This is a genomic window from Caballeronia hypogeia, from assembly GCF_001544875.2.
GTDB lineage: Bacteria > Pseudomonadota > Gammaproteobacteria > Burkholderiales > Burkholderiaceae > Caballeronia > Caballeronia hypogeia.
In genome coordinates, this window is record NZ_FCOA02000011.1 from 188,536 (window position 1) to 210,106 (window position 21,571).

The following is a 21,571-nucleotide window of genomic DNA, read 5'->3' on the forward strand; positions in this document are numbered from 1 at the left end:
CAGGGAAGCGTTCCCAATTGCGTCACCGTGCCTCCACCGCACGCTGAAGCCGTGCGTAGAATGCATTCCGTGATGCCATCCGAATCCTTGCCCTCTCTCGCGAAAGATGTTCGCGCACGCTCGCCGGTCTGGCGCGATCTCGCCTGCGTGATCGGCATCGCGCTGATCGCCGGCGCGCTGTTCGCGCATTTCGATTTCAGCGAGCACGTCTATTGGCTGACGCGCCGCGCCGAGCGTTTCGATGTCGATGAACTGCCGCCGACGCTCCTCGTGCTCGCGCTCGGCTTCGCGTGGTTCGCATGGCGGCGCTTTCGCGAGGCGCAGTCGGAAGTGAGCAGACGTCGCGCGCTGGAGGAGGAGGCGGAGCATCTGCTCGCGGAGAACCGCAGGCTCGCGAGCCAGGCGATCGCCGCGCAGGAGACCGAGCGCCGTCATCTCGCGCGCGAACTTCACGACGAGCTCGGTCAGTACCTCAACGCAATGTCGCTCGATGCGGGGCGCATACGCGATCTGTCGGCGGGGCGCGAGGCGGAGATACATCGGCTGTCGCTTGCGCTGATGCAGAGCGCGACGCATGTGTATCGCGAGATCGGCGGCATGATCCGCAAGCTGAGACCGATCGGTCTCGACGAGTTCGGCTTGCCGACGGCGCTCGAACATTGCGTCGATGGCTGGCGCGAGCGCTTGCCCGAAGCGACTTTCTCGCTGGCGGTCGATGGCGATTTCGACAACCTGAGCGACGCGCTCAACATCACGCTTTACCGGCTCGTACAGGAAGGGCTGACGAACGTATCGAAGTTCGCGCGCAATGCGCGCGTGGAGATTTACCTGGCGCGCGCGCCCGAGGAAATCGTCGTGACGATGGCCGATGACGGGCCGGGCGTCGATCTGGCGAAGCCGCGCCGTGGACTGGGCATCGTTGGCATGCGCGAGCGCGTGGAAGCGCTCGGCGGCGAGTTTCAGATCGCGAGCGAGCCAGGCGGCGGCTTTCTTTTCTGCGCGCGCGTTCCCGCTCAGGCGGGACTGCCGTTACCCACTTCAGGCCCGAACGAAGCCGCCGCGGACGAAGCGAAATCAGCGAAGTGAAGTCCCAGCCGATTGGCGATCTGCGCGAGTTGCACGCCGTTGTCCGCGCCGAACTTCTGGCGAATCACGGATTGATGGTTCGCCACCGTCTTCTGGCTCAAACCCAGTTTCTCCGCGATGCTCGGCAGCGTATAACCCTGCACCAGCAGGCGCAGCACCTCGAACTCGCGCGCCGATAGCTGACGTCCCGGCGGGCCTTCCTGAATCGTCGCGCGCAATGCCAGCGCCTGCGAGATATCCGGGCTGAGATAGCAAACGCGCTTCGCTACCGAGCGCACTGCTTCGACGAGCACATCGGGTGCGCTTGCCTTCGTGACATAGCCACGCGCGCCGGCATCGAGCGCGCGACGCACGAAGATCGCTTCCTCGTGCACGCTGAAGATCAGCACATGTGCATGCGGCTCGCGCGCCAGCATGCGCCGCATCGCCTCGATGCCGCTCGCGCCGGGCAACGCGAGATCCATCACTACGACATCCGGCTGCAGCGCGCAAAACTTCTGATAAGCCTCGGCGGCATTCGCGGCTTCCCCCGCGACGTTCACGTCGGGGCTCAGTTCAAGCAGACGCTTGTAGCCTTCGCGGACCACGGCATGATCGTCCACGAGCAGCACGGATATGTCGGCGTTCATTGCGTCTCTTCTCCTTCTTCTGAACCATTACCGTTGGCTTGCGCTGCGATGCGCCGCGAGTTCGCATCGTTGCGGAAGAGGATGGGCTGCTCCTGCGGCTCCTGTCTCGCCGATGCCGCGCGCACCACTTCGATCACGCGTTCGTGATGCGGAGACTTGTCGCACACCGGGTCCGCGTTCGCGGGATCTTGCGTGAGCAGATACGCCTGACAGCGGCAGCCGCCCATGTCGATGGACTTCTCGTCGCAACTGCGGCACGGCTCCTTCATCCAGCCGTAGCCGCGAAAGCGATTGAACGCATCGCTCTCGTACCAGATGTCCTTGAGCGGCGTTTCGGTCACGTTCGGAAACGTGAGGCCCGGCAGCGAGCGCGCGGTGTGGCACGGCAGCGCGGCGCCATCGGGCGCGATGCCGAGAAACACCGAACCCCAGCCATTCATGCACCGCTTCGGTCTGCGCTCGTAGTAATCGGGCACGACGAAGAAGATCTTGCACTGGTCGCCGATCTCGCGGCGATAGCGCTCGACCACGGCATCGGCTTCGTCGAGCTGTTCTTTCGTTGGCATGAGTTGCGCGCGATTCGCGTGCGCCCAGCCGTAATACTGCGTGTTCGCGAGTTCGAGATACTCGGCGCCCATCTCGAGCGCCATGTCGATGATGCGTCCGATATGCGGCAGGTTATAGCGATGCAGCACGCAATTGAGCACCATCGGAAAGCCGTGCGCCTTGATGAGGTTCGCGACGCGCTTCTTGTAGTCGAAGGTCTTCGTGCTGGAGAGAAAGTCGTTGAGCTCCTGGGACGAGTCCTGGAACGAGAGCTGAATGTGATCGAGCCCGGCGTCCTGCAACGCGCTGATGCGCTTCTCCGTCAGGCCGATGCCCGACGTGATGAGGTTCGTATAGAAGCCGAGCTTGCGCGCTTCGGCGACGAGCGTTTCCAGGTCGTCGCGCAACAGCGGCTCGCCACCCGAGAAGCCGAGTTGCGCCGCGCCGAGCGCGCGCGCCTGGCGCAATACGTCGAGCCATTGATCGGTGTCGAGCTCGCGCGTGTGATCGGTGTAATTCACCGGGTTGTAGCAGAACACGCAATGCAGCGGACAGCGATACGTCAGCTCCGCGAGCAGCCACAACGGCGGCGCGACGGGCGCGCCTTCGTGCTCGGGTTTCGCGATCGGTTCGGACAAGTCGGTCATGACACTACTCCAGCCAGCCCCGCGCACGCGCGCCGGCGATGAACGCCCGCACGTCGTCGCCGAGATTGGACGCGTTGAACGCCTGCTCCAGATCGGCGACGAGCGCGGGGATATCACGCGTGCCGTCGCAGCGTAAAAGAATCTGTGCCGCGCTCTGATTCAGCTTCACCATGCCTTCGGGATAAAGCAGCACATGCGCGTCCTGCGCGGGTTCCCATTGCAGGCGAAAGAGGCGCTTCAGTTTCGGATGCAACGAATCGTCGGGCGCTTCGACGGCTTCCTGCTTTCGTTGAGTCGGATGGTTATCGCTCATTGCGGAAAGGCCTTTTCGATCGAATCGAGCATGGTCCACAAGATATCCAGCTTGAACTGCAGGATGTCGAGCGCACGTTGCTGCGCTTCGCGCGTTTTGAAATGCGCGAGCGTCACTTCGAGCCCGTGTTCGACATCGCGCTGCGCAAGCGACACGCGCGAACGGAAATACGAAAGCCCTTCAGGCTCGATCCATTTGTAATGCTCGGGCCACGTCGCGAGCCGGTCCTTGTGAATCTGCGGCGCGAACATTTCGGTCAGCGACGAGCACACCGATTCCTGCCACGGCGCACGGCGCGCGAAGTTCACGTAAGCATCGACGGCGAAGCGCACGCCCGGCGTCACCAGCTTGAGCGACCATAAATCGTCGCGCGAGAGGCCGACCGCGTCGCCCAGACGCGCCCATGCCTCGATGCCGCCGGGCTGGTCTTCATAGCCGTCGTGATCGAGAATGCGCAGCACCCAGCGGCGGCGCGTTTCCCGGTCGGGGCAATTCGACATCACCGCCGCATCCTTCAGCGGAATGTTGATCTGATAGTAGAAACGGTTCGCGACCCAGCCGCGTATCTGTTCCTTCGAGCATCCGCCACCATTCATCTTCACGTTGAACGGATGATGGATGTGATACGCCGTGCCCTTCGCGCGCAACTGCGCCTCGAATTCCTCGCGCGTCCACGCGGAGCCGTCGTCGTTCACTTTCGTGAAGATCGGGCCTGTGGTCGGGTTGAGCATCGGATAGAACATCGAACGGTCTCCAGTACAAGGGCTGATGTCATAGCTCGAAGGTCATGCCGTCGTGCGCGACCTCGATGCCGTGCTCCGACAGAATGCGCCTTTCGGGTCCGTCCTCGATGAGGATCGGATTGGTGTTGTTGATGTGGATCAGCACCTTCCTTAGGTCCGCGCGATCGATCGAATCGAGTACTTCGATCATGCCGCCCGCGCCGCTTTGCGCGAGATGGCCCATGTCGCGGCCGGTCTTCTTCGTGAGGCCGAGACGGATCATTTCATCGTCGGTCCAGACGGTGCCATCGACGAGCAGAAGGTCCGCTTCGCGCATCGCATCGAGCACGTGATCTTCGAGCGCGCCCAGTCCCGGCGCATAGAACGCGCGCTTGCCTGTAGCGGTATTCGTGAACATGAGGCCGATGTTGTCGCCCGTTTCCGGTGCCTCGCGATGCGGCGAATAAGGCGGCGCCTTGCTCGACAAAGGCAGCGCGTCGATCTTCACGCGCGGCAGTTCCGGCACGGAGAACGCAGCGCCATCGAGCACGATGCGCCGGTGCTCGACGCCGCAGTAATGCGACAAAATCGACGTGATCGGAAAACCCGTGGACAAGTCCTGCCACACCGCGTCGGTCGTATAGAGCGGCAAGGGCGTGCCGCGCTCGCGAAGCATCAAAAGGCCGGTGACGTGATCGATCTGCGCGTCCATCGTGACGACCGCCGCGATGCCCGTATCGCGCACGCGTCGCGCGGGCTGCAGTTCGGGATTGGCCGCGATCTGCGCGAGGATGTCCGGCGATGAATTGACGAGCAGCCAGTCCTCGCCGTTATCGGTAACGGCGATGGACGACTGCGTGCGCGCACGCGCCGAAATCGTGCCGCGCCGCACGCCGTCGCAGTTGCGGCAGTTGCAGTTCCATTGCGGGAAACCGCCGCCCGCCGACGAACCGAGCACGCGAATCTTCAAGGCCACATCCTCCGCAAGAGACCATCACGGTCGATCAATTGATGTTTCATCGCACCGAGAACATGCAGGATCACGAACGCGGCCATGATCCACGCGAGATATTCGTGGATGCCGAAAAAGATCCCCCGCAGATGCTTGTCGTCCCAGCCCCATTGCGGCAGCGCGATGCCCCAGAACTTCGTGCCGAACTTGTTGAACGACGAGCCGAGATAGCCGGTAAGCGGCATCCCTATCATGCCTACGTATAAAAGAGCCTGCGTAATGCTCGCGGCGGCGCGTTGCCACGTTCGCATCGGCGGCAGAGGCGGTCGGCCATAAGCCAGGCGTACCAGGATGCGGAGCAGCACCAGCAGGAAAACGGTGATTCCAAGCGACTTGTGGAAGTTGACGAGGTCCGACTTGAACGGCAGTCCGCGCGGCAGGCCGACCATATAGAAGCCGATGCACAGCATCGCGATGATTGCGATCGCGATCAGCCAGTGCAGTGCGATGATCGGGCGTGCGTAACGCTCGCTGCCGGCATCGGCTTCGCCGTTGCGCGACGTTGCGGTGGTCCGCGCCGTGCTCATGACATCCCTCCCGTGAAAATGGTTTTCGTTTCTCGAGATACAGGGTCCATTCTTTTCCGCGAAGCTATGAATTGGCGATCAGCAATTCCCCCCGTCCGTCCACCGCGAGATCGCCTGCGTAGCGTCTCGGCAACACATTGCCGGCCAAATTAGAAAAGGGCGCCATCTCGCGCGCGAGCATGCGTGTGATGAGGAGCCAGAACACATCGAAACCGCGTCCGCCTTCGGTGAACGTCGGCGGCAGGGAAGATGGCGCGTTTGTCAGCAAGACGGTGCCCCGCCGCATGCCGTATCCCAAGTGTGCGCCCACTTTCCCGGCGATGCAGACCGTTCCCGCGATCAGTCGCGACGCCGCGAAATCGCCCGCATCGCCACCGACGAGCACCGTGCCGCGCCGCATGCGATCCGCGAGACGCGCGCCCGCGTTGCCGTGAATCGCGAGCGTGCCGCCGCTCATGCCTTCCATGTCGCCGGGCAGCGCGCCCGCCGCGAAATCGCCGGCATTGCCTTGCACCGTGATGCGTCCGCCCTGCATTTCGCAGGCGATGAAACCGGCCGCGTCGCCACGAATATGCAACTCGCCGCCGGACATTTTTATGCCCGCGTAATCGCCCGCGTGCCCGTGTACGTTGAGCGTGCCTTCGGTCATGTTCGCGCCGATGCGATCGAGCCAGCGTGCATCGCCGTCGATCGTGAGCGAGGGTTTGTCCGCATCCGCCTGCGTGATATCGAAGAGATCGCCCACTGCGCACGTTTCGCCCGCGCCTTGCAGCATGATGCGCGGCAAATCTGAAACTGTCGTGGCAGCGAGAATGGCGGGCAGTAACTTCGACCCATCGACTCGAAAGCCCGGTGCATTTTTTACGCGCAACGTGATCGCGTTCATGCGCGGCTCCCGTCGATATCCTTCGACAGCTCGTGCAGCTTGAAGTGATACGGTCCGAGCTTGCCCCCATAATTGCCCGCCGAGATGCGCAGCACGCCGCCCGCGCGTCCTATCCTGGTCGCCGCCGCGATGCCCGCGGTCATGGCCGCGCCTACATCGGCGTCGGTGAGGCCGTCGATCACGATTTCGAGCACGCACGCGACCTCGGGCGTCAGCTCGCTCTTCTTCGACAAGCCGACGAGCGTGGGGCAGAACGCATCATTCGTCGATGCCGTCGCGCCCGCGTACTTCGAGCCGATCTTCGAGCCCGAGCGCACGACGCCGCCCGGAAACGGCGTGATGATGTTCGGCAACCGGTGCATTGCATCGACGGCGGATTCGGCCGCGTGCAGCGCGCTGTCGATATCGCGCGCGAGGAACAGCAGATTGCCGCCGCCGACCGCCTTCACCGTCGCGGTGAATTCCTCGCAGACGAACTCGCCGTCCATCACGGGCACCCGCCAGTAACGCGTGCCGTCGAGCACTTTCGATATCTGATAACCGTCGCCGAAGAAGCGCAGGCCCGCGCCGAGCGGCGCGTTGTCGGAGAGGGGCGCGCGCGTGTTCGCCGGATCGATGCCGCCGTACACGGCGGTCGTCGGACACGTAAGCACGCATTGCCCGACGCGCCGCGCGATCTGCTTGGCGAGTTCCTTCGACGATATCGCGAAGATCAGCACCGCGACGCCGGGCCGGCCATCGGGCGTTTCATGGCGGGCCAGGTCGCGTTCGATGCCCGCCTCGCAGCCGCAATCGATCACGGACGTCGCGAAGCCCGTGAGCGAATCGGCCGCGTGACGCGCCCAGGTCGGCGTGTGCGCGGTGATGACGAGGCGCGTTGCCTTCATCGGGAAGGCTTCGGCGAAGGTGTCGTCGATTTGCGTGTCGTTTATGCGCATGCGGCTAGCCCTCGCTCGCGGCGAAGCACGCAACCGGCAGGAGCCTGCCGCCATTGCAGCACGCGCAGATTTCGTCGTTGCCGATGGCGATGTTCTCGAAGCGCGTCGCGAGATTCGCCTGGGCGTAATCGCGCACGCGCTTTTCGATCGAGCGGTCGTAGTCGGGGCTCACGAAATGAATGCCGCCGGTGGGCGTCGCGAGCAGCGTGCCGTCGCGCGCGATCAGTTCGCCGTCCTTGAACACATACGCAGGCGACGTGAACATGCGCTCGCGATCCGCGTCCTCGCGATACACGGCGATATCCGCCGCCGCGCCAGCGCCGAGATGCCCGCGATCCTTCAGGCCGAGCAGCTTCGCCGGACCCGCGCGCGTGATGATCGCGATGTCGTACAGCGAGAACTCGCGCGTGATTTCGCCGAGCGCGCTGGCGGTTTTCGCGTCGGCGTGGAGCTTGTCGAGTTGCTCGTCGCGAAAGGACTTGTCCATCAGAAGGCGGATCAGATGCGGATAACTCGTGAACGGCGCGCCGTTCGGATGATCGGTCGTCATCGACACGCGCCATGGATCGTCGACGAGCAGAAATATTTCCAGCCCGATGATCCATTGCAGCGCATTCACGAAGCTCTGCTCGCGATACTTGAAGGGCACGACGCCGCAGCCCGCATCGCATTCGATATCGCCGAGCACCCATTTGCGCGGCCGGGCCATCGGTGCGTTCTTGAACTGCATCATCGTGTCGCCGGACGCGGTGACCGTCTGGCCGAAGATGATCTGACCGACATCGATGCTCACGTTGGGCCGCGCGTTCACCGCTTCGGCGATCGCGCGCGCGCCCGACGAAAACTTGCGCGGACCGTCCGTGCCGTAGCTATGAAACTGGATATGCGTCAGATGAATGGGCAGGCCGTCGGCGGCGTCCATCGTCCTGATCGTCGATTCGACGTTGCCGGGCACACCGAGATTGCTCGCATGCACATGCAGCGGATGCGGCACGCGCAACTCCGTCAGCGCGTGCGTGAGCGTCTTGAGCACGTCGCGCGGCGTGATGCCGTAATGCACGTGCTTTTCATCGACATCGAGCGAGCGCTGGTTGAACTTGAACGCCGAGATGCCGCCGGGATTCACGACCTTCACGCCGAGCGCCTTGCTCGAATGCATGGTCCAGCCGACGTAATCGCGCAGACGTTCGAAGTCTTCCTGTGCGGCGAGCATTTGCAGGAAGAGTTCGTCGTTGCCCATCATCACGTAGGCGCCGTGATCGATGATCGGCGTGTCGCCCATTTCCAGATGCGCGTGGCGTGCGTTCGAGGCGATCATCGCGGGTTCGAACGCGGCGGTGTAGCCCATTTCCGCGTAGCGATAGCCTGCCGCGAGCGTGCCGGGCGCGCACACGCCGCACGAAGGCAGGCGCATGTAACGTCCTTCGCCGGGGCGATCGGGCACGGCGCGTGGATCGTCGCGATGATCTTCGGGCAGGAGCAGACGCGACAGATTGGTCTTGCCGCCGCCGATATGCGAATGCAGATCGATGCCGCCGGCCATGACGACCATGCCGTTCGCGTCGAAATCGTGGTCGATGCTCTCGTTCGCCGCACGATCGACGATGCGGCCATCTCGGATATAGATATCGTGTTTCGCGCCGTCGACTTTATTGGCGGGATCGTAGAGCGTGCCGCCTTTGAGGCGCGTGAGGCTCATTGAGGCCTCCTTGCCTGCGTGAGCTGCGATGCGATCGAGGCGACCGTCGGCAGGCCGGCGTCGCGTGCGGCTGCGAGCGGCGCGACCACGGAAGTATCGACGCGAAACAGATGGCCGCCGCTGTCGATGCCGGGTGTGGCGACCGGAATGAAGACCGTTGCGCCCTTGCGTGGGGGCACATTCATCGATGGATGCGCGAGGATGATCGCGGGCATGTCGTCATCGAGTGCTGCGGGCAGAGGTTCGGGCGCGAAGCTCGACACCCAGACGAGCGCATCGATTTCCTTGCGGGCGAGAAGCGTCTCGGTGCGGTATCGATACGAATCGTGATCGAGCGGCAGGCCGAACGCGACGCGCGTGCGCAGCGGGTAGCCCGAGAGCCACGTGATGGCCTGGTTGACGGAGGCGGCGCCGTCGTCGCCGGTCAGCGCGATCGTGCCCGCGCGCGAGGTGCGGTTGATCGCCTTGACGATGCGCTGCAAAGACTCGATCGCGAGTGCGGCGTGGGGCGCGGGCAGCGTCGACGGCTCGTAGACGAAGGCTGTGTACTTCGCGGCGTTGATGCGCTCGGTGAGCGTGAGGAGTTCCGGTGCGCCGATCGGGCGTCCGCCTTCGACATGCGCGGACCAGAGCGCGAGCGTATCGAAGGGATCGGCATTGCTCAGGATCGATTCCGCGCGCGGCGCGTTTGCGGCCTGATCGACGTCACATCCGACGAATACGATGCCGACGTCGCGCCCTTCGCTCGCGATGCGTTCGTAGAAGCGCGGATAGCGGCGCGACGGCTGGCACGCGAACACGACGATGAGATCGGCGCGCGAGCGCACTTCCGAGAGCGTGGTGAAGAACGATCCGCGGTCCTGCAGTGCGCGGTTGCTGTGCGCGAGGGCGTCGCCATGCAGGTGATCGAGGATGGCGCCGCAATGCGCGGCGAGTTCATAGAGCGCGCGTGCGCCGGAGACGTCGGTCGCGAGCCCGCCGAAGAGCGGGCGACGTGCGTGCGACAAGATCGCTGCGGCTTGTGCTAGCGCCGACGCGGGATCGGTGTCTTGCCCGTCGATTGTGGGTTTCCGGCTTGCATCCTGCGGACCGAAGCGGGCAAGGGATTCCGCCAGACGCGCGCAGTCGGTTTGCGGCGCCGCGAGGCGCCGGTCGTCGGAGGGTGCGAGCACGATGTCGTCGCATAGCAAGGGGCAGAACGGACAGGTCCAGGTTTTTTTATCGCCTGCGGCTTGGGCGTTCTTCTCGGTGAAGGAATCGGGCATGGTCGTGCTTTAGAGCAAGGTTTATGCCGATTTGGGTTTGCTGGCGCTGGATGTTTCGTTCGCTTGTGCTTCTGTGAAATCCTGCGTTCGTGTCGGTCTATTAGCTCTGCCCCTCCCCGGGGCGGGGGTAACTTTCTTTGCGGCTGCAAAGAAAGTCACCAAAGAAAGCAGCTTTTCAGGCCCGCGGTCACACGCAATTTGGCCACGCTTATTCCTTCCCAATGGCCCTCGCCTAAGTGTCGCCCTCATAGGCCCCACCGGGCTTGGATCGCGGACCCACTGTCACATCGCGCCGCTTAACGAACCGGTGCAGCGCCTGATAGCTCCGGCGCTGCGCTGCGCGCCGCCGACCGGTCCATCAGGTCCGCCCGTGCTTTCGTGCTGACGCTGCCATCTCATAGCATTCGCCCAAGGTCGGTGTCCCTTGCATGCCCCACGGCAGCGCGTAGCGCTGTGCCGGTGCTCTTTCGTGCTGAACCAGCCACTTTGACGTTCTAGCTCGTCAGACCGTGCGCGATCCAATTCGCGTCAGGCCTACGAGGAAGACACTTAGAGGCTGGGCCACTCAGAATCATGACGACGAGCCCGCCTCAAGCACTCCGGGTCAAAAAAAAGCTGCTTTCTTTGGTGACTTTCTTTGCAGCAGCAAAGAAAGTTACCCCCGCCCCGGGGAGGGGCAGAGCTGATAGACCGACACGAACGCAGGATTTCATGGAAGCGCACGAACAAAAAAACTGCTCCACGCTGCAACACACTGTCACTTTTGGATCACTGCCTGCAACACCCCCTTGCCAAACGTTTACGCGCCAGCCAAGGCCAACAAACCTTGGCACAAATATTGAGTCACCCGTCCGACGACGGCGACGCCAGAGCAGACCCCGCCCCGCGATCCACATCACGACGCCCTACCGTCCCATCGTGAATCGCGGAAGCGACGAGCCACGCACCGGCGCCACCGTCAGCGGCCAGCGCGAGATCAGCGTCATTACGGACGCCTCCCGCGCCGATCACCTTGCGCGCACCGGCAATCGCACGGACGGCAGTGAGTGTTTCGAGATCGGGTCCGGCATACGCGCCCACGTGATCCAGCGTCATCACGATCACGCGCGACGGCCACCACGCGCTCTCGATATGCCCCGCGCCGAGCGCGCCGCCGCCGCGGTAGTCGAGCGAGAGAATCGGCTCGAACCCGCAGGCGGAAGCCTCCGCGATGGCGCCGATGTCGAGCAGCGTCTCGGTGCCGAACACCGGCACGATCGCAGCCGGCGCGGCCGAGCGTGACAGGCGCGTGATGCGCTCGACGAGGGCGCGCATCGGCGCGAACGCCGTGAAGCCCGCGTCGAGCCAGATGTCGAAGCCGTCGCCTAGGGTGTCGCAAAGCGCGGCGAGCGCGTGATCGTGTGCGCCGCGCAGCAGGATCGCGCCGAGATCGGCCACGTACAAGGTGCGTGAGCCAGTCGCGGCGACGAGCGCGCGCGCGATCGAAACCGGATCGCTCGTCGCGCACAACGAGGACTGGATCGGCCGATAGCGTGAACGCTCGCCGCGCACCGCGCGCACCGCGTGGCCGTCGAGCAGATCGAGAACGGGTATCACCTGCATGGATGGCTTTCCTTTGACCAAGATCTTTGTATTCGAGTATCTCACCGGCGGCGGCATCGATCCGGACGTGGCGGGCGCAGGTAGCCTTGCCGACCTCTCTGCGCTCATCGTCGAGGGCCGCGTCATGCGCGACGCCATCGCCTCCGATCTGCGCGCGTTGCCCGGCATCGAGGTGACCGTCGCGAGTTCGCGCTTCGAACAGCTCGACGACGAAGCGGGCTACGCGCGCGCTCAGCCGGGCGAGGCGGTCACGCGCTTCGTCGGCCGCATGGCGCGCGAGCACGACTATGCCTGCATCGTCGCGCCCGAGTGCGACGGGCTTTTGCTCAAGCTGCACGATGTCGTCGGCCAGGCGCGCTGGCTCGGCTGCGCGAAGGAAGCAATCCGCGCGGCATCGAGCAAAAGTGCGACCGCCGCGTGCCTTGCCGCGCGCAGCATTCCCGCGACGCCCGCGCTCGATCCCGACATCGCGACGCCCGGCCTCGGGCGCCGCTGGGTCGTCAAGCCCGACGACGGCGCAGGCGGCCTCGACACCTACGTCTACGACGACCTCGCCGCCGCGCGCGCCGAATACGAAGCGCGCGCGGAAGCCGGCCGCAATCCGGTGCTGCAGGAATGGATCGATGGCGAGCCGCTCAGCCTTTCGCTGATCTGCCGCGACCGGCTCGCGCGGCTCGTCAGCATCAACCGGCAGCGCATCGGGCTTTCGGATGCGACGGGCTCGGAGCGGCGCGAGCGCATCGTCCAGTTCGACGGCGTCGACGTCGATCGCATCGACCGGCACGGTCCGCAGGGACGCGCGCTCGAACGGCTCGCGCTGCGCGTCGCCGAAGCGTTTCCGGGCTTGCGCGGCTTCGCGGGCATCGACGTGGTGTGGCATCCGGAGCGCGGCCCGGTCGTCATCGAGGTGAATCCGCGTCTCACGGTCGCGTATGCGGAACTGAACCGGCGCGGCGGCAGGAATCTCGCGGCGGAGTTGCTCGCGGCGCATCGCGTGCCCGGTTTCGACGGCGATGCCGAACGGCTGCGCGCGTGCGGCGGAGCGGCGTCATGACGACATCCACTTCGAACGACGCGCCGGTGTTCGGCTGGGACGTGGGCGGCGCGCACGTCAAGGTGTCGATGACGACGCGCGCGGGCGCGCTCGTCGATGTCGCGCAATGGGCCTGCCCGCTGTGGCAGGGTCTCCCGCATCTGGAGCGCGCGATCGACGCCGTGTTCGAGCGCTGGCCCGTCGCGGCCGATTCGTCGGCGCGTCATGCGGTCACCATGACCGGCGAGATGGTCGATCTGTTCACCGACCGCGCGCAAGGCGTACGCACGCTCACGCGCGCGCTCGCGCAACGGCTCGGGCCGCGCACGATGTTCTTCGCCGGCGACGCGGGTTGGCTCGCGCGCTCGGCCTGCGCGGACGGCTGGCGCAAGGTGGCGTCGGCGAACTGGCTTGCGACCGCGCAATGGGTGGCGACGCGCGAGTTCGATGCGCTGCTCATCGACATCGGCAGCACGACGACGGACATCATCCCGATCGTCGGCGGCCGGGTGGTCGCGCGCGGCTCGAACGATGCCGAGCGCCTGATCAGCGGCGAGCTCGTGTACCAGGGCGTCGTGCGCACGCCTTTGTGCGGCATCGCGCAGCGCATCGCGTTTCGCGGCGAGGCGACGGGCGTGATGAACGAATGGTTCGCGACGACCGCGGACGTGTACCGTCTGACGGGCGAATTGAAGGACGGACACGACCAGCATCCGAGCGCCGACAACGGGCCGAAGACGGAGGCCGCGAGCCGGGCGCGCATCGCGCGGATGATCGGCCGCGACGCCGTCGACGCGAGCGATGCCGACTGGCGCCGCTTTGCGCAGAGCTGGCGGCAGGAGCAGTTGCGCACGCTGGAGGCGAATCTCGCGCGCGTGATCGCGCAGGATGCGGCGCTGGCTGCGGCGCCGATCGTCGGCGCGGGCTGCGGGCGGTTTCTGGCGGCGGCGCTCGCGCGGCAGGAGGCGCGCGGCTATGTGGATTTCGCGCGTCTCGCGGGCGTGGCGAACGACGACGCGGCGCGCGCCGAATGGGTCTCGACATGCGCGCCGAGCGTGGCGGTCGCGCTGCTCGCCGCGACGGCGGCGAACGGAAAGAGCGCGGCGGATAACGAAACTCGTCCTTCGAACGAGGCGTCGTCGCGCGCGGCGTGATAGCGTGCCCGATACAGCGTGGCGAAGGCGCGGGATGGAACCGGGTGCGTGGCCCGGCGGCAAGATCGAACGAGGACAGGAACCATGTGGGTGGTGAAGATCGGGGGGAGCCTGAGTCACGACCCGGCGCTGCGCGAGTGGCTCACGCGGCTTTGGGAAGTGGGCGGAGGGCGCGTGGTGATCGTGCCGGGTGGAGGCGATTTCGCGGATGCGGTGCGGGCGTATCAGCGCGAATGGCGTTTCGACGATCTCGCGGCACACAACATGTGTCTGCTCGCGATGGCGCAATACGCGATTCTGATGCAGGGCGTGGTGCCGGAGCTGGTGCTGGCGTCGAACGAGAATCGCATTCGGCGCGCGTTGCGGGACGGGCGCGTGGCGGTTTGGGTTCCGACCGATCTTATGCGGACCACGCCGGATTCGATGACCAACTGGGACACGACCTCCGATAGCCTGGCGGCGTGGCTTTCCACTTCGCTCAACGCGGAGCGGCTGATGATCGTGAAGTCTTGTGACGTGCAGGGGAACGAGTCGCTGGAGGCGCTGGCCGCGAGGGGCATTGTCGATCGACGGTTTCCCGGATATGTGCGGGATGCGAATTATCTCGTCGAGATTTTTAGCAAGTCGGATGCTTCGATCATGAGGGACCGGTTGCTTAACGTGGCGGTTTAGGTGGCTGATTCTCTGGCGCCCGATGTTTCGCTTGCCTGCGCTTCATGGAAGCACAAGCAGGCGGCCTCCGGCTAAACCAATTCATGCGCGGAATGCAACGCCCGCGCCAACTTCTCAACACGCCGAGCGTCGAGCGTCCCCTGTCGCCCTTCGCGTTCATCGCATAGCGCCCCGCGAAAGCCGGCGATATCGGGCGCAAGCCTGCGAATAGTATCGAGATCGCCCCATCCGAGCGATCCAGCGATCGCGATCATCGTTCCGCGCGCGCGCCCATCGGCGATGCAATCAGCCAGCACCTCCACGTCGACATGATCGAACAGCGTGCTGCCGTCCTTGCGCGCAGTGTCGAAAACGATCGCCACAAAGCCCAGTCGCGCGGCGAGCGCCGCCAGCTCGCGATCCACGCCGTCGTCAGAGAGAAGAACAGGCACGACCGCCGCCGGCAGCCCCGCCAGATGCCGCAAACAGGCAACCGCACCCGCCCCGGGCATCACGCCCACCTTCACGTAATCGACGCCCGTCGCGGCGACCTCGAGCACGCGCGCGCCTATTTTATCGAGCGCATCGTTCGGCAAATCGCCGATGGTCGCGCTGATCGGCCGCAACGCATAACGCGCGCGCAGCGCAGGCACGATCCGAGCGATCTCGCCGATCGCCACGCCGCCCAGCGCGCCCGCGTGCGGCTCCTTCAGGTCGATCAGCTCGGCGCCGGCCTGCGCGGCGTCGAATGCTTCCTGCGCCGAGCGAACGCTCGCCAGCAATGCGGTCATCGTGAAAACTCCAGAGGGATGGTGCAGATGAGGCGTCAACCGCTCGTCTTCGCGCGATGCGCGTCGATCGAGCGCAAGAGCCATTGCCATGCCTCGCGTTCGGCGTCGCCCGCGGTCTTGTCGATCGCGATCCGAAGATACGCGATCTCGCTATCGACCTTGTCCGCCGGCAGCATGAACAGCCGGCTCACCAGAATCGCGCCTTCGACGACCGCAGCCTGCGCGCGATTGAAGCCCGGAAACGGTGCATGCGTCGCGCGATGCACGCATTCCATGCGCAGCGTCGGACGCGTGTCGTCGTCGCTGATTTCGGCCAGGCGCAGTTCGGTGTGCGCGAGCGTTTCAGCAAGGCGCACGCTCGGCACGGTGTCCGCGGCGACGGTCGGCCACTCGCGCGCGATGCCCGTCACGCAGCCTGCGAACACGCGCACATCGGTTGTGAAGTTGACACACGCGCTCTTCGTCGCGATGACGTTGTCGAGCGTCGTGGATGGCCGGAACGGCGCGAGGATCGCGAAGCCTCCTTCGAAGCGCACGCCCATCGGCGCGATGTGAGGCCGGCCCTCGCCATCCGCGGTCGTGACGATGGTCTCGTAGATCATGATGGTCGGCGCAAGAATTCATGACCGCACGAAAAGGCCGCGATCGCTTCGACGCAGCCCCGTGCGGTTCGTCCGCGTTGGTTAGCGGGTGGCGATATACATCGTGATTTCAAAACCAAAACGCATATCGGTGAAGCTGGGCGTGGTCCATTGCATGGGCGTTCCTCCATGTGAGTGAATTGCTGCATCCAAATACTGCCCGATAACTTCCGACAGGTGACCGGTAAAAAGGCCGGCTCATCTCCGATGCAAGCGCCATGCCAACGACATGAAGCAGATGCCGAAGAGCGCCGGGTCGCCGCATGCGGATGAACTGTGACGGAATCAGAGCAAAGTGTCCCATCGCCTCAGCCATAAACGCATCAGGGCTAATCCCGACTAAGGCATCGCTTAAGGTCGCGCAAGCAAATCGTGAATTCCTTTCTTCGCGGTCAATGCTTACTCTGCATTCACAGCAGGGCAGCAAACGCACGTCACTCTCATCTCTTCAGTCGAGGAACCGGAATGAACGACTTCAGCAAAGCAGCCGTCGAAGCGGCGCGCAATCCGTCCGATCCGCGCTCGCGTTATGCGGCCGGCGTCATGAAGTATCGCGAGATGGGCTACTGGCAGCCCGACTACACGCCCAAGGACACGGACGTGATCGCGCTGTTCCGCATCACGCCGCAAGCGGGCGTCGAGCCGGAAGAAGCGGCCGCGGCCGTCGCGGGCGAATCGTCGACGGCGACCTGGACCGTCGTGTGGACCGACCGTCTCACCGCCTGCGACATGTATCGCGCGAAGGCGTATCGCGTGGAGCCGGTGCCGAATCAGCGCGCGGACGAGCCACAATACTTCGCTTATATCGCTTACGAGCTCGATCTGTTCGAGGAAGGCTCGGTCGCCAATCTGACCGCGTCGATTATCGGCAATGTGTTCGGCTTCAAGCCATTGAAGGCGCTGCGCCTCGAGGACATGCGCATTCCGGTTGCGTATCTGAAGACTTTCCAGGGGCCGCCGACGGGCATCATCGTCGAGCGCGAGCGGCTCGACAAATATGGACGTCCGCTGCTTGGCGCGACGGTCAAGCCGAAGCTCGGCTTGTCGGGCAAGAACTATGGACGGGTGGTGTATGAAGGCCTCAAAGGCGGCCTCGATTTTCTGAAGGACGACGAGAACATCAACTCGCAGGCGTTCATGCACTGGCGCGACCGCTATCTGTTCTCGATGGAAGCGGTGAACCGTGCGCAGGCCGAAACCGGCGAAGTGAAGGGCCACTATCTGAACGTGACGGCCGGCACGATGGAGGATATGTACGAGCGCGCCGAGTTCGCGAAGGAACTGGGTTCGTGCATCGTGATGATCGATCTCGTGATCGGCTGGACCGCGATCCAGTCGATGTCGAAGTGGGCGCGCCGCAACGACATGATCCTGCACCTGCATCGCGCGGGGCATGGGACTTATACGCGGCAGCGCAATCACGGCATTTCGTTCCGGGTGATCGCGAAGTGGCTGCGCATGGCGGGGGTGGATCATGCCCATGCAGGCACGGCGGTTGGCAAGCTCGAAGGCGATCCGTTGTCGGTGCAGGGCTACTACAACGTGTGCCGCGAGGCGCGTAACGAGCCTGATCTTTCGCGTGGAATTTTCTTCGATCAGCCGTGGGCCGGTTTGCGCAAGGTGATGCCGGTGGCGTCCGGAGGCATTCATGCGGGACAGATGCATCAGTTGCTCGATCTTTTCGGCGATGACTGCATTCTGCAGTTCGGCGGCGGAACGATCGGGCATCCGCAAGGCATTCAGGCCGGGGCGACGGCCAACCGTGTCGCACTCGAAGCCATGGTCAAGGCGCGAAACGAAGGGCGCGATATTGCCAACGAAGGGCCGGACATTCTGGAAGCCGCCGCGCGTTCGTGCACGCCATTGAAGCAGGCGCTCGATACGTGGCGCGATGTGACCTTCAACTATGCATCGACGGACACGCCCGATTTTGCGGTGACGGCGACGGCTGCCGCGTAGTTCATCGTTCTTCCCGGAATTTCGCGGAAGCCGGAATCTCATGGAACATAAGGATATCGAAATGAACATAACGCAAGGAACCTTTTCCTTTCTCCCTCCGCTGACTGACGAAGAAATCTCGGCGCAGATCAACTACGCCCTCGACCAGGGCTGGGCCTGTTCGGTGGAATTCACCGACGATCCGCATCCGCGCAACACGTATTGGGAAATGTGGGGCCTTCCCATGTTCGACCTCCACGACGCCGCCGGCGTGCTGATGGAAGTGAACGAATGCCGCAAGACGTATCCGAATCACTACATCAAGGTGAACGCCTTCGACTCGGTGCGCGGCTTCGAAACCATGCGTCTTTCGTTTCTCGTCAACCGCCCGGAGGAAGAGCGTGGCTTCCGTCTCGAACGTCAGGACGAGCGCAGCCGCATCCAGCGTTACGCGATCCGCACCTACGCCACCGATCGCCCGAGCGGCGTGCGCTACTGATGAGGAGGAACGACCATGAGCGCCGAAGCCACGCTCGACGAAGCGACCGAACAGACCCGCGAGGTCAGGGAAACCCGCGCCGACCTGATGGCGCTCTACCGCGAATCGCGCATTGGAGAGGTGCTGGCGGAGCTGGATCGCGATCTCATCGGACTCGCGCCCGTCAAGACGCGTATCCGCGAGATCGCTGCGCATCTGCTCGTGGAACGCGCCCGCGAGACGCTGGGTATCGCCTCGGGTGCGCCCACGCTGCACATGTGCTTCTCCGGCAATCCCGGAACCGGAAAGACCACGGTTGCATTGCGCATGGCGCAGGTGCTGCACCGGCTGGGCTATATCCGGCGCAATCATCTCGTCTCGGTGACGCGCGACGATCTCGTCGGCCAGTACATCGGCCACACGGCGCCCAAAACGCGCGAAGTGCTCAAGCGCGCGATGGGCGGCGTGCTCTTCATCGACGAGGCCTATTACCTGTATCGCCCGGAGAACGAGCGCGACTACGGGCAGGAAGCCATTGAAATCCTGCTGCAGACGATGGAGAACCAGCGCGACGATCTCGTCGTCATTCTTGCCGGTTACGAGTCGCGCATGGAGACCTTCTTTCACAGCAATCCCGGCTTTCGCTCGCGTATCGCACATCACCTGGTGTTTCCGGACTACGCGCCCGATGAACTGTTGCAGATCGCCGAGCACATGCTGACCGATATGCACTACCGCTTCGACGACGACGCGCGCAGCGCCTTCGAAGACTATCTCGCGCGCCGCATCCGGCAGCCCAACTTCGCCAATGCACGCTCGGTGCGCAACGCGCTGGACCGTGCGCGCCTGCGGCAGGCGAACCGTCTCTTCGCCGCGGCCGAGCAAGGCAGCGGCGCCGCCGACGCGGATGCGCTGATGCAGTTGGACGCCAGCGATATCCGCGCGAGCCGCGTGTTCACCGATTCATAACTCCAGGGAGAGCATGATGCAGGATGGACGCACGACCTTATCGAAGTTCCTGATCGACACGCTGGACCGCAAGCCCGGACCCGAAGCGGCGAGCGGCCTGTCCGCATTACTGATCGACGTCGCCGCGTCGATCAAGACCATCGCCGCCGCATTGACGCGCGGCGCCCTCGGCGGGCAGCACGGTTCCGCGCAGTCGATCAACACGCACGGCGAGGAACAGAAGAAGCTCGACCTCGTGACCAACGACATCTTCCTGCAGCATTGCGAATGGGATGGCCTGCTCGCGGGCATGGTGTCGGAAGAGATGGACGAGGTCTATGCGATTCCCGAGCCGTATCCGCGCGGCGAATACCTGCTTGCGTTCGATCCGCTCGATGGTTCGTCGAATATCGATATCAACGGCGTGGTCGGCTCGATCTTTTCCGTGCTCCGGCGCGGCAGCGACGAAACCGATGCGCCCGGCGCTGCATCGTTCCTGCGCCAGGGCCGCGAGCAGGTCGCGGCGGGCTACGCGATTTACGGACCCTCGACGATGCTCGTGCTTTCCGTCGGCAACGGCACGCATGGCTTCACGCTGGAACGCGATGTCGGCAATTTCGTGCTGACGCATTCCGATATCCGCATTCCCGAAGATTCATGCGAGTTCGCGATCAACGCATCGAACGAACGCTTCTGGGAGCCGCCCGTACGCCGCTATGTGCAGGAATGCAAGGACGGCCGCACCGGTTGCCGCGCGCAGGACTTCAACATGCGCTGGATCGCATCGATGGTCGCGGAGGTGCATCGCATCCTGATGCGCGGCGGCGTGTTCATGTATCCGCGCGACTTCAAGACGCCCGAGATGGAAGGCCGCCTGCGCTTGCTGTATGAAGCGAGCCCGATGAGTTACATCGTCGAGCAGGCGGGCGGGCTTTCGATCACGGGACGCGAGCGCATTCTCGATCTCGAACCGCACGCGCTGCATCAACGCGTGCCGGTGATTCTCGGCTCGCGCAACGAAGTGGACCGCATTCAGCGCTATCACGGCGAATACGATCGCGGCGAGGACAAGCCGTTCACGTCGCCCTTATTTAAGGAACGTTCGCTGTTCCTGCCGGAAACCGAAGCGTAATCCCGCATCTGAAACAGCGCTCACTACATATACCTACATGGGAGGCAAGCGCATGTCAGTCAAACATCCGATCGTCGCGGTGACCGGCTCGAGCGGCGCCGGCACCACCACCGTCATGAAGAGCTTCACGCATATCTTCAGGCGCGAAAAGATCAACGCGCAGATCATCGAAGGCGATGCGTTTCATCGCTACGATCGCCTCGGCATGCGGGAGGCGATGAAGCAGAGCGAACGCGATGGTCTCGTCAACTTCAGTCACTTCGGGCCGGAAGCGAATCTGCTTGAAGAGCTCGAACACCTCTTCGAAGTTTACGGCGAAACGGGCGGCGGCCAATTCCGCCATTACGTTCACGACGACGGCGAAGCCGCGCACTACAAGCAGGACGCGGGCACGTTCACGCCGTGGGAAGACGTGACGCCCGGCACCGACATGATGTTCTACGAGGGCCTGCACGGCGGCGCGGTCACGGGCAAGGTGGACATCGCGAGCCATGCGGACCTGCTCGTCGGCGTGGTGCCGATCATCAATCTCGAATGGATTCAGAAGCTGCATCGCGATCAGACCATGCGCGGCTATTCGCACGAAGCCGTGGTCGACACCATCCTGCGCCGCATGCCCGATTACGTGAATTACATCTGCCCGCAGTTCTCGCGCACGCACGTGAATTTTCAGCGCGTGCCGACGGTGGATACGTCGAACCCCTTTACCGCGCGCGAGATTCCGCAGCCCGACGAGAGCTTCGTCGTGATCCGCTTCGCGAAACCGAAGGGCATCGACTTTCCTTATCTGCTGACGATGCTGCACGACTCGTTCATGTCGCGTCCGAACGTGATCGTCGTGCCCGGCGGCAAGATGGGACTCGCGATGCAACTCATCTTCACGCCGATGATTCTGCAGCTGCGCGACCGGCGCGCGCGCGCCTAGAAAAGCTT

At 64.1% G+C, this 21,571-nt stretch carries 23 protein-coding genes; 9 read left to right on the forward strand and 14 right to left on the reverse strand.

The window, feature by feature from the left end; genetic code table 11:
* Positions 1–72: 72 nt before the first annotated feature.
* Complete coding sequence (locus tag AWB79_RS18400) at positions 73–1,086, forward strand: ATP-binding protein (RefSeq protein ID WP_061168896.1); 1,014 nt, start codon at positions 73–75, stop codon at positions 1,084–1,086.
* Here the strand turns inward: AWB79_RS18400 and AWB79_RS18405 are convergent.
* The 11 genes from AWB79_RS18405 to AWB79_RS18455 all read right to left on the reverse strand — a co-directional run bounded on the left by AWB79_RS18405 (position 1,014) and on the right by AWB79_RS18455 (position 11,872).
* Positions 1,014–1,715 (reverse strand): response regulator, encoded by a 702-nt coding sequence (locus tag AWB79_RS18405; protein ID WP_061168856.1) that lies wholly within the window; start codon positions 1,713–1,715, stop codon positions 1,014–1,016. The genes AWB79_RS18400 and AWB79_RS18405 overlap by 73 nt on opposite strands.
* A complete protein-coding gene (pqqE, locus tag AWB79_RS18410; RefSeq protein WP_061168857.1) occupies positions 1,712–2,908 on the reverse strand; it encodes a pyrroloquinoline quinone biosynthesis protein PqqE in 1,197 nt (398 codons plus the stop codon). Before pqqE ends, AWB79_RS18405 begins: the two co-directional genes overlap by 4 nt.
* Positions 2,909–2,912: 4 nt before the next feature.
* On the reverse strand, positions 2,913–3,221 hold the full coding sequence (gene pqqD, locus AWB79_RS18415) for a pyrroloquinoline quinone biosynthesis peptide chaperone PqqD (RefSeq protein ID WP_232470927.1): 309 nt from the start codon (positions 3,219–3,221) through the stop codon (positions 2,913–2,915).
* Entirely contained in the window at positions 3,218–3,964 is a 747-nt protein-coding gene (pqqC, locus tag AWB79_RS18420) for a pyrroloquinoline-quinone synthase PqqC (protein ID WP_061168858.1), read from the reverse strand. Before pqqC ends, pqqD begins: the two co-directional genes overlap by 4 nt.
* A gap of 28 nt (positions 3,965–3,992) precedes the next feature.
* The gene (gene pqqB, locus AWB79_RS18425; protein WP_061168898.1) at positions 3,993–4,913 is read right to left on the reverse strand and encodes a pyrroloquinoline quinone biosynthesis protein PqqB; all 921 of its coding nucleotides are present in this window, start codon (positions 4,911–4,913) and stop codon (positions 3,993–3,995) included.
* Complete coding sequence (locus AWB79_RS18430; RefSeq protein WP_061168859.1) at positions 4,910–5,482, reverse strand: cytochrome b; 573 nt, start codon at positions 5,480–5,482, stop codon at positions 4,910–4,912. The genes pqqB and AWB79_RS18430 overlap by 4 nt, the downstream gene beginning before the upstream one ends.
* Before the next feature lie 64 nt (positions 5,483–5,546).
* A complete protein-coding gene (locus tag AWB79_RS18435; RefSeq protein ID WP_061168860.1) occupies positions 5,547–6,368 on the reverse strand; it encodes a formylmethanofuran dehydrogenase subunit C in 822 nt (273 codons plus the stop codon).
* Complete coding sequence (gene fhcD, locus AWB79_RS18440; protein ID WP_061168861.1) at positions 6,365–7,306, reverse strand: formylmethanofuran--tetrahydromethanopterin N-formyltransferase; 942 nt, start codon at positions 7,304–7,306, stop codon at positions 6,365–6,367. Before fhcD ends, AWB79_RS18435 begins: the two co-directional genes overlap by 4 nt.
* Before the next feature lie 4 nt (positions 7,307–7,310).
* Positions 7,311–9,005: a formylmethanofuran dehydrogenase subunit A gene (locus AWB79_RS18445; protein ID WP_061168862.1), complete on the reverse strand. Its 1,695-nt coding sequence runs from the start codon at positions 9,003–9,005 to the stop codon at positions 7,311–7,313.
* The gene (locus AWB79_RS18450) at positions 9,002–10,270 is read right to left on the reverse strand and encodes a molybdopterin-binding domain-containing protein (protein ID WP_061168863.1); all 1,269 of its coding nucleotides are present in this window, start codon (positions 10,268–10,270) and stop codon (positions 9,002–9,004) included. Before AWB79_RS18450 ends, AWB79_RS18445 begins: the two co-directional genes overlap by 4 nt.
* Before the next feature lie 843 nt (positions 10,271–11,113).
* The gene (locus AWB79_RS18455) at positions 11,114–11,872 is read right to left on the reverse strand and encodes a HisA/HisF-related TIM barrel protein (protein WP_061168864.1); all 759 of its coding nucleotides are present in this window, start codon (positions 11,870–11,872) and stop codon (positions 11,114–11,116) included.
* A 13-nt stretch (positions 11,873–11,885) separates the two neighbouring features.
* Here AWB79_RS18455 and AWB79_RS18460 point away from each other — a divergent pair, with 13 nt between their 5' ends.
* From AWB79_RS18460 to AWB79_RS18470, 3 genes are all read left to right on the forward strand, one after another.
* Positions 11,886–12,926 carry an ATP-grasp domain-containing protein gene (locus AWB79_RS18460; protein WP_061168900.1) on the forward strand — a complete coding sequence of 347 codons (1,041 nt, stop codon included), beginning with the start codon at positions 11,886–11,888 and terminating at the stop codon, positions 12,924–12,926.
* Positions 12,923–14,059, forward strand: coding sequence for a hydantoinase/oxoprolinase family protein (locus AWB79_RS18465; RefSeq protein ID WP_061168899.1), 1,137 nt, complete (start codon positions 12,923–12,925; stop codon positions 14,057–14,059). The genes AWB79_RS18460 and AWB79_RS18465 overlap by 4 nt, the downstream gene beginning before the upstream one ends.
* Positions 14,060–14,143: 84 nt before the next feature.
* Positions 14,144–14,731: an amino acid kinase family protein gene (locus AWB79_RS18470; RefSeq protein WP_061168865.1), complete on the forward strand. Its 588-nt coding sequence runs from the start codon at positions 14,144–14,146 to the stop codon at positions 14,729–14,731.
* Between the two features lie 71 nt (positions 14,732–14,802).
* Here AWB79_RS18470 and AWB79_RS18475 read toward each other — a convergent pair whose 3' ends face one another.
* From AWB79_RS18475 to pqqA, 3 genes are all read right to left on the reverse strand, one after another.
* A complete protein-coding gene (locus AWB79_RS18475; protein ID WP_061168866.1) occupies positions 14,803–15,501 on the reverse strand; it encodes a (5-formylfuran-3-yl)methyl phosphate synthase in 699 nt (232 codons plus the stop codon).
* Between the two features lie 35 nt (positions 15,502–15,536).
* Positions 15,537–16,103, reverse strand: a complete 567-nt coding sequence (locus AWB79_RS18480; RefSeq protein WP_061168867.1) for a DUF447 domain-containing protein — start codon at positions 16,101–16,103, stop codon at positions 15,537–15,539.
* An 81-nt stretch (positions 16,104–16,184) separates the two neighbouring features.
* Positions 16,185–16,259 carry a pyrroloquinoline quinone precursor peptide PqqA gene (gene pqqA / locus AWB79_RS40825; protein ID WP_008354335.1) on the reverse strand — a complete coding sequence of 25 codons (75 nt, stop codon included), beginning with the start codon at positions 16,257–16,259 and terminating at the stop codon, positions 16,185–16,187.
* A gap of 348 nt (positions 16,260–16,607) precedes the next feature.
* On the opposite strand from pqqA, the gene AWB79_RS18485 reads away from it, so the two are divergent.
* The 5 genes from AWB79_RS18485 (at position 16,608) to AWB79_RS18505 (ending at position 21,563) form a co-directional block, all read left to right on the forward strand.
* Positions 16,608–18,101 carry a form I ribulose bisphosphate carboxylase large subunit gene (locus AWB79_RS18485; protein WP_061168868.1) on the forward strand — a complete coding sequence of 498 codons (1,494 nt, stop codon included), beginning with the start codon at positions 16,608–16,610 and terminating at the stop codon, positions 18,099–18,101.
* Between the two features lie 61 nt (positions 18,102–18,162).
* A complete protein-coding gene (locus AWB79_RS18490) occupies positions 18,163–18,579 on the forward strand; it encodes a ribulose bisphosphate carboxylase small subunit (RefSeq protein ID WP_061168901.1) in 417 nt (138 codons plus the stop codon).
* A gap of 15 nt (positions 18,580–18,594) precedes the next feature.
* Positions 18,595–19,527, forward strand: a complete 933-nt coding sequence (cbbX, locus tag AWB79_RS18495) for a CbbX protein (protein ID WP_061168869.1) — start codon at positions 18,595–18,597, stop codon at positions 19,525–19,527.
* Between the two features lie 16 nt (positions 19,528–19,543).
* A complete protein-coding gene (locus AWB79_RS18500) occupies positions 19,544–20,638 on the forward strand; it encodes a class 1 fructose-bisphosphatase (RefSeq protein ID WP_061168902.1) in 1,095 nt (364 codons plus the stop codon).
* Between the two features lie 52 nt (positions 20,639–20,690).
* Entirely contained in the window at positions 20,691–21,563 is an 873-nt protein-coding gene (locus AWB79_RS18505) for a phosphoribulokinase (protein ID WP_061168903.1), read from the forward strand.
* Positions 21,564–21,571 lie beyond the last annotated feature (8 nt).

Coding starts and splice junctions, on each gene's coding strand:
- AWB79_RS18400 (WP_061168896.1), top strand. CDS start 73: ATGCCATCCGAATCCTTGCCCTCTCTCGCGAAAGATGTTCGCGCACGC.
- AWB79_RS18405 (WP_061168856.1), bottom strand. CDS start 1,715: ATGAACGCCGACATATCCGTGCTGCTCGTGGACGATCATGCCGTGGTC.
- pqqE (WP_061168857.1), bottom strand. CDS start 2,908: ATGACCGACTTGTCCGAACCGATCGCGAAACCCGAGCACGAAGGCGCG.
- pqqD (WP_232470927.1), bottom strand. CDS start 3,221: ATGAGCGATAACCATCCGACTCAACGAAAGCAGGAAGCCGTCGAAGCG.
- pqqC (WP_061168858.1), bottom strand. CDS start 3,964: ATGTTCTATCCGATGCTCAACCCGACCACAGGCCCGATCTTCACGAAA.
- AWB79_RS18430 (WP_061168859.1), bottom strand. CDS start 5,482: ATGAGCACGGCGCGGACCACCGCAACGTCGCGCAACGGCGAAGCCGAT.
- AWB79_RS18435 (WP_061168860.1), bottom strand. CDS start 6,368: ATGAACGCGATCACGTTGCGCGTAAAAAATGCACCGGGCTTTCGAGTC.
- fhcD (WP_061168861.1), bottom strand. CDS start 7,306: ATGCGCATAAACGACACGCAAATCGACGACACCTTCGCCGAAGCCTTC.
- AWB79_RS18445 (WP_061168862.1), bottom strand. CDS start 9,005: ATGAGCCTCACGCGCCTCAAAGGCGGCACGCTCTACGATCCCGCCAAT.
- AWB79_RS18450 (WP_061168863.1), bottom strand. CDS start 10,270: ATGCCCGATTCCTTCACCGAGAAGAACGCCCAAGCCGCAGGCGATAAA.
- AWB79_RS18455 (WP_061168864.1), bottom strand. CDS start 11,872: ATGCAGGTGATACCCGTTCTCGATCTGCTCGACGGCCACGCGGTGCGC.
- AWB79_RS18465 (WP_061168899.1), top strand. CDS start 12,923: ATGACGACATCCACTTCGAACGACGCGCCGGTGTTCGGCTGGGACGTG.
- AWB79_RS18470 (WP_061168865.1), top strand. CDS start 14,144: ATGTGGGTGGTGAAGATCGGGGGGAGCCTGAGTCACGACCCGGCGCTG.
- AWB79_RS18475 (WP_061168866.1), bottom strand. CDS start 15,501: ATGACCGCATTGCTGGCGAGCGTTCGCTCGGCGCAGGAAGCATTCGAC.
- AWB79_RS18480 (WP_061168867.1), bottom strand. CDS start 16,103: ATGATCTACGAGACCATCGTCACGACCGCGGATGGCGAGGGCCGGCCT.
- AWB79_RS18485 (WP_061168868.1), top strand. CDS start 16,608: ATGAACGACTTCAGCAAAGCAGCCGTCGAAGCGGCGCGCAATCCGTCC.
- AWB79_RS18490 (WP_061168901.1), top strand. CDS start 18,163: ATGAACATAACGCAAGGAACCTTTTCCTTTCTCCCTCCGCTGACTGAC.
- cbbX (WP_061168869.1), top strand. CDS start 18,595: ATGAGCGCCGAAGCCACGCTCGACGAAGCGACCGAACAGACCCGCGAG.
- AWB79_RS18500 (WP_061168902.1), top strand. CDS start 19,544: ATGCAGGATGGACGCACGACCTTATCGAAGTTCCTGATCGACACGCTG.
- AWB79_RS18505 (WP_061168903.1), top strand. CDS start 20,691: ATGTCAGTCAAACATCCGATCGTCGCGGTGACCGGCTCGAGCGGCGCC.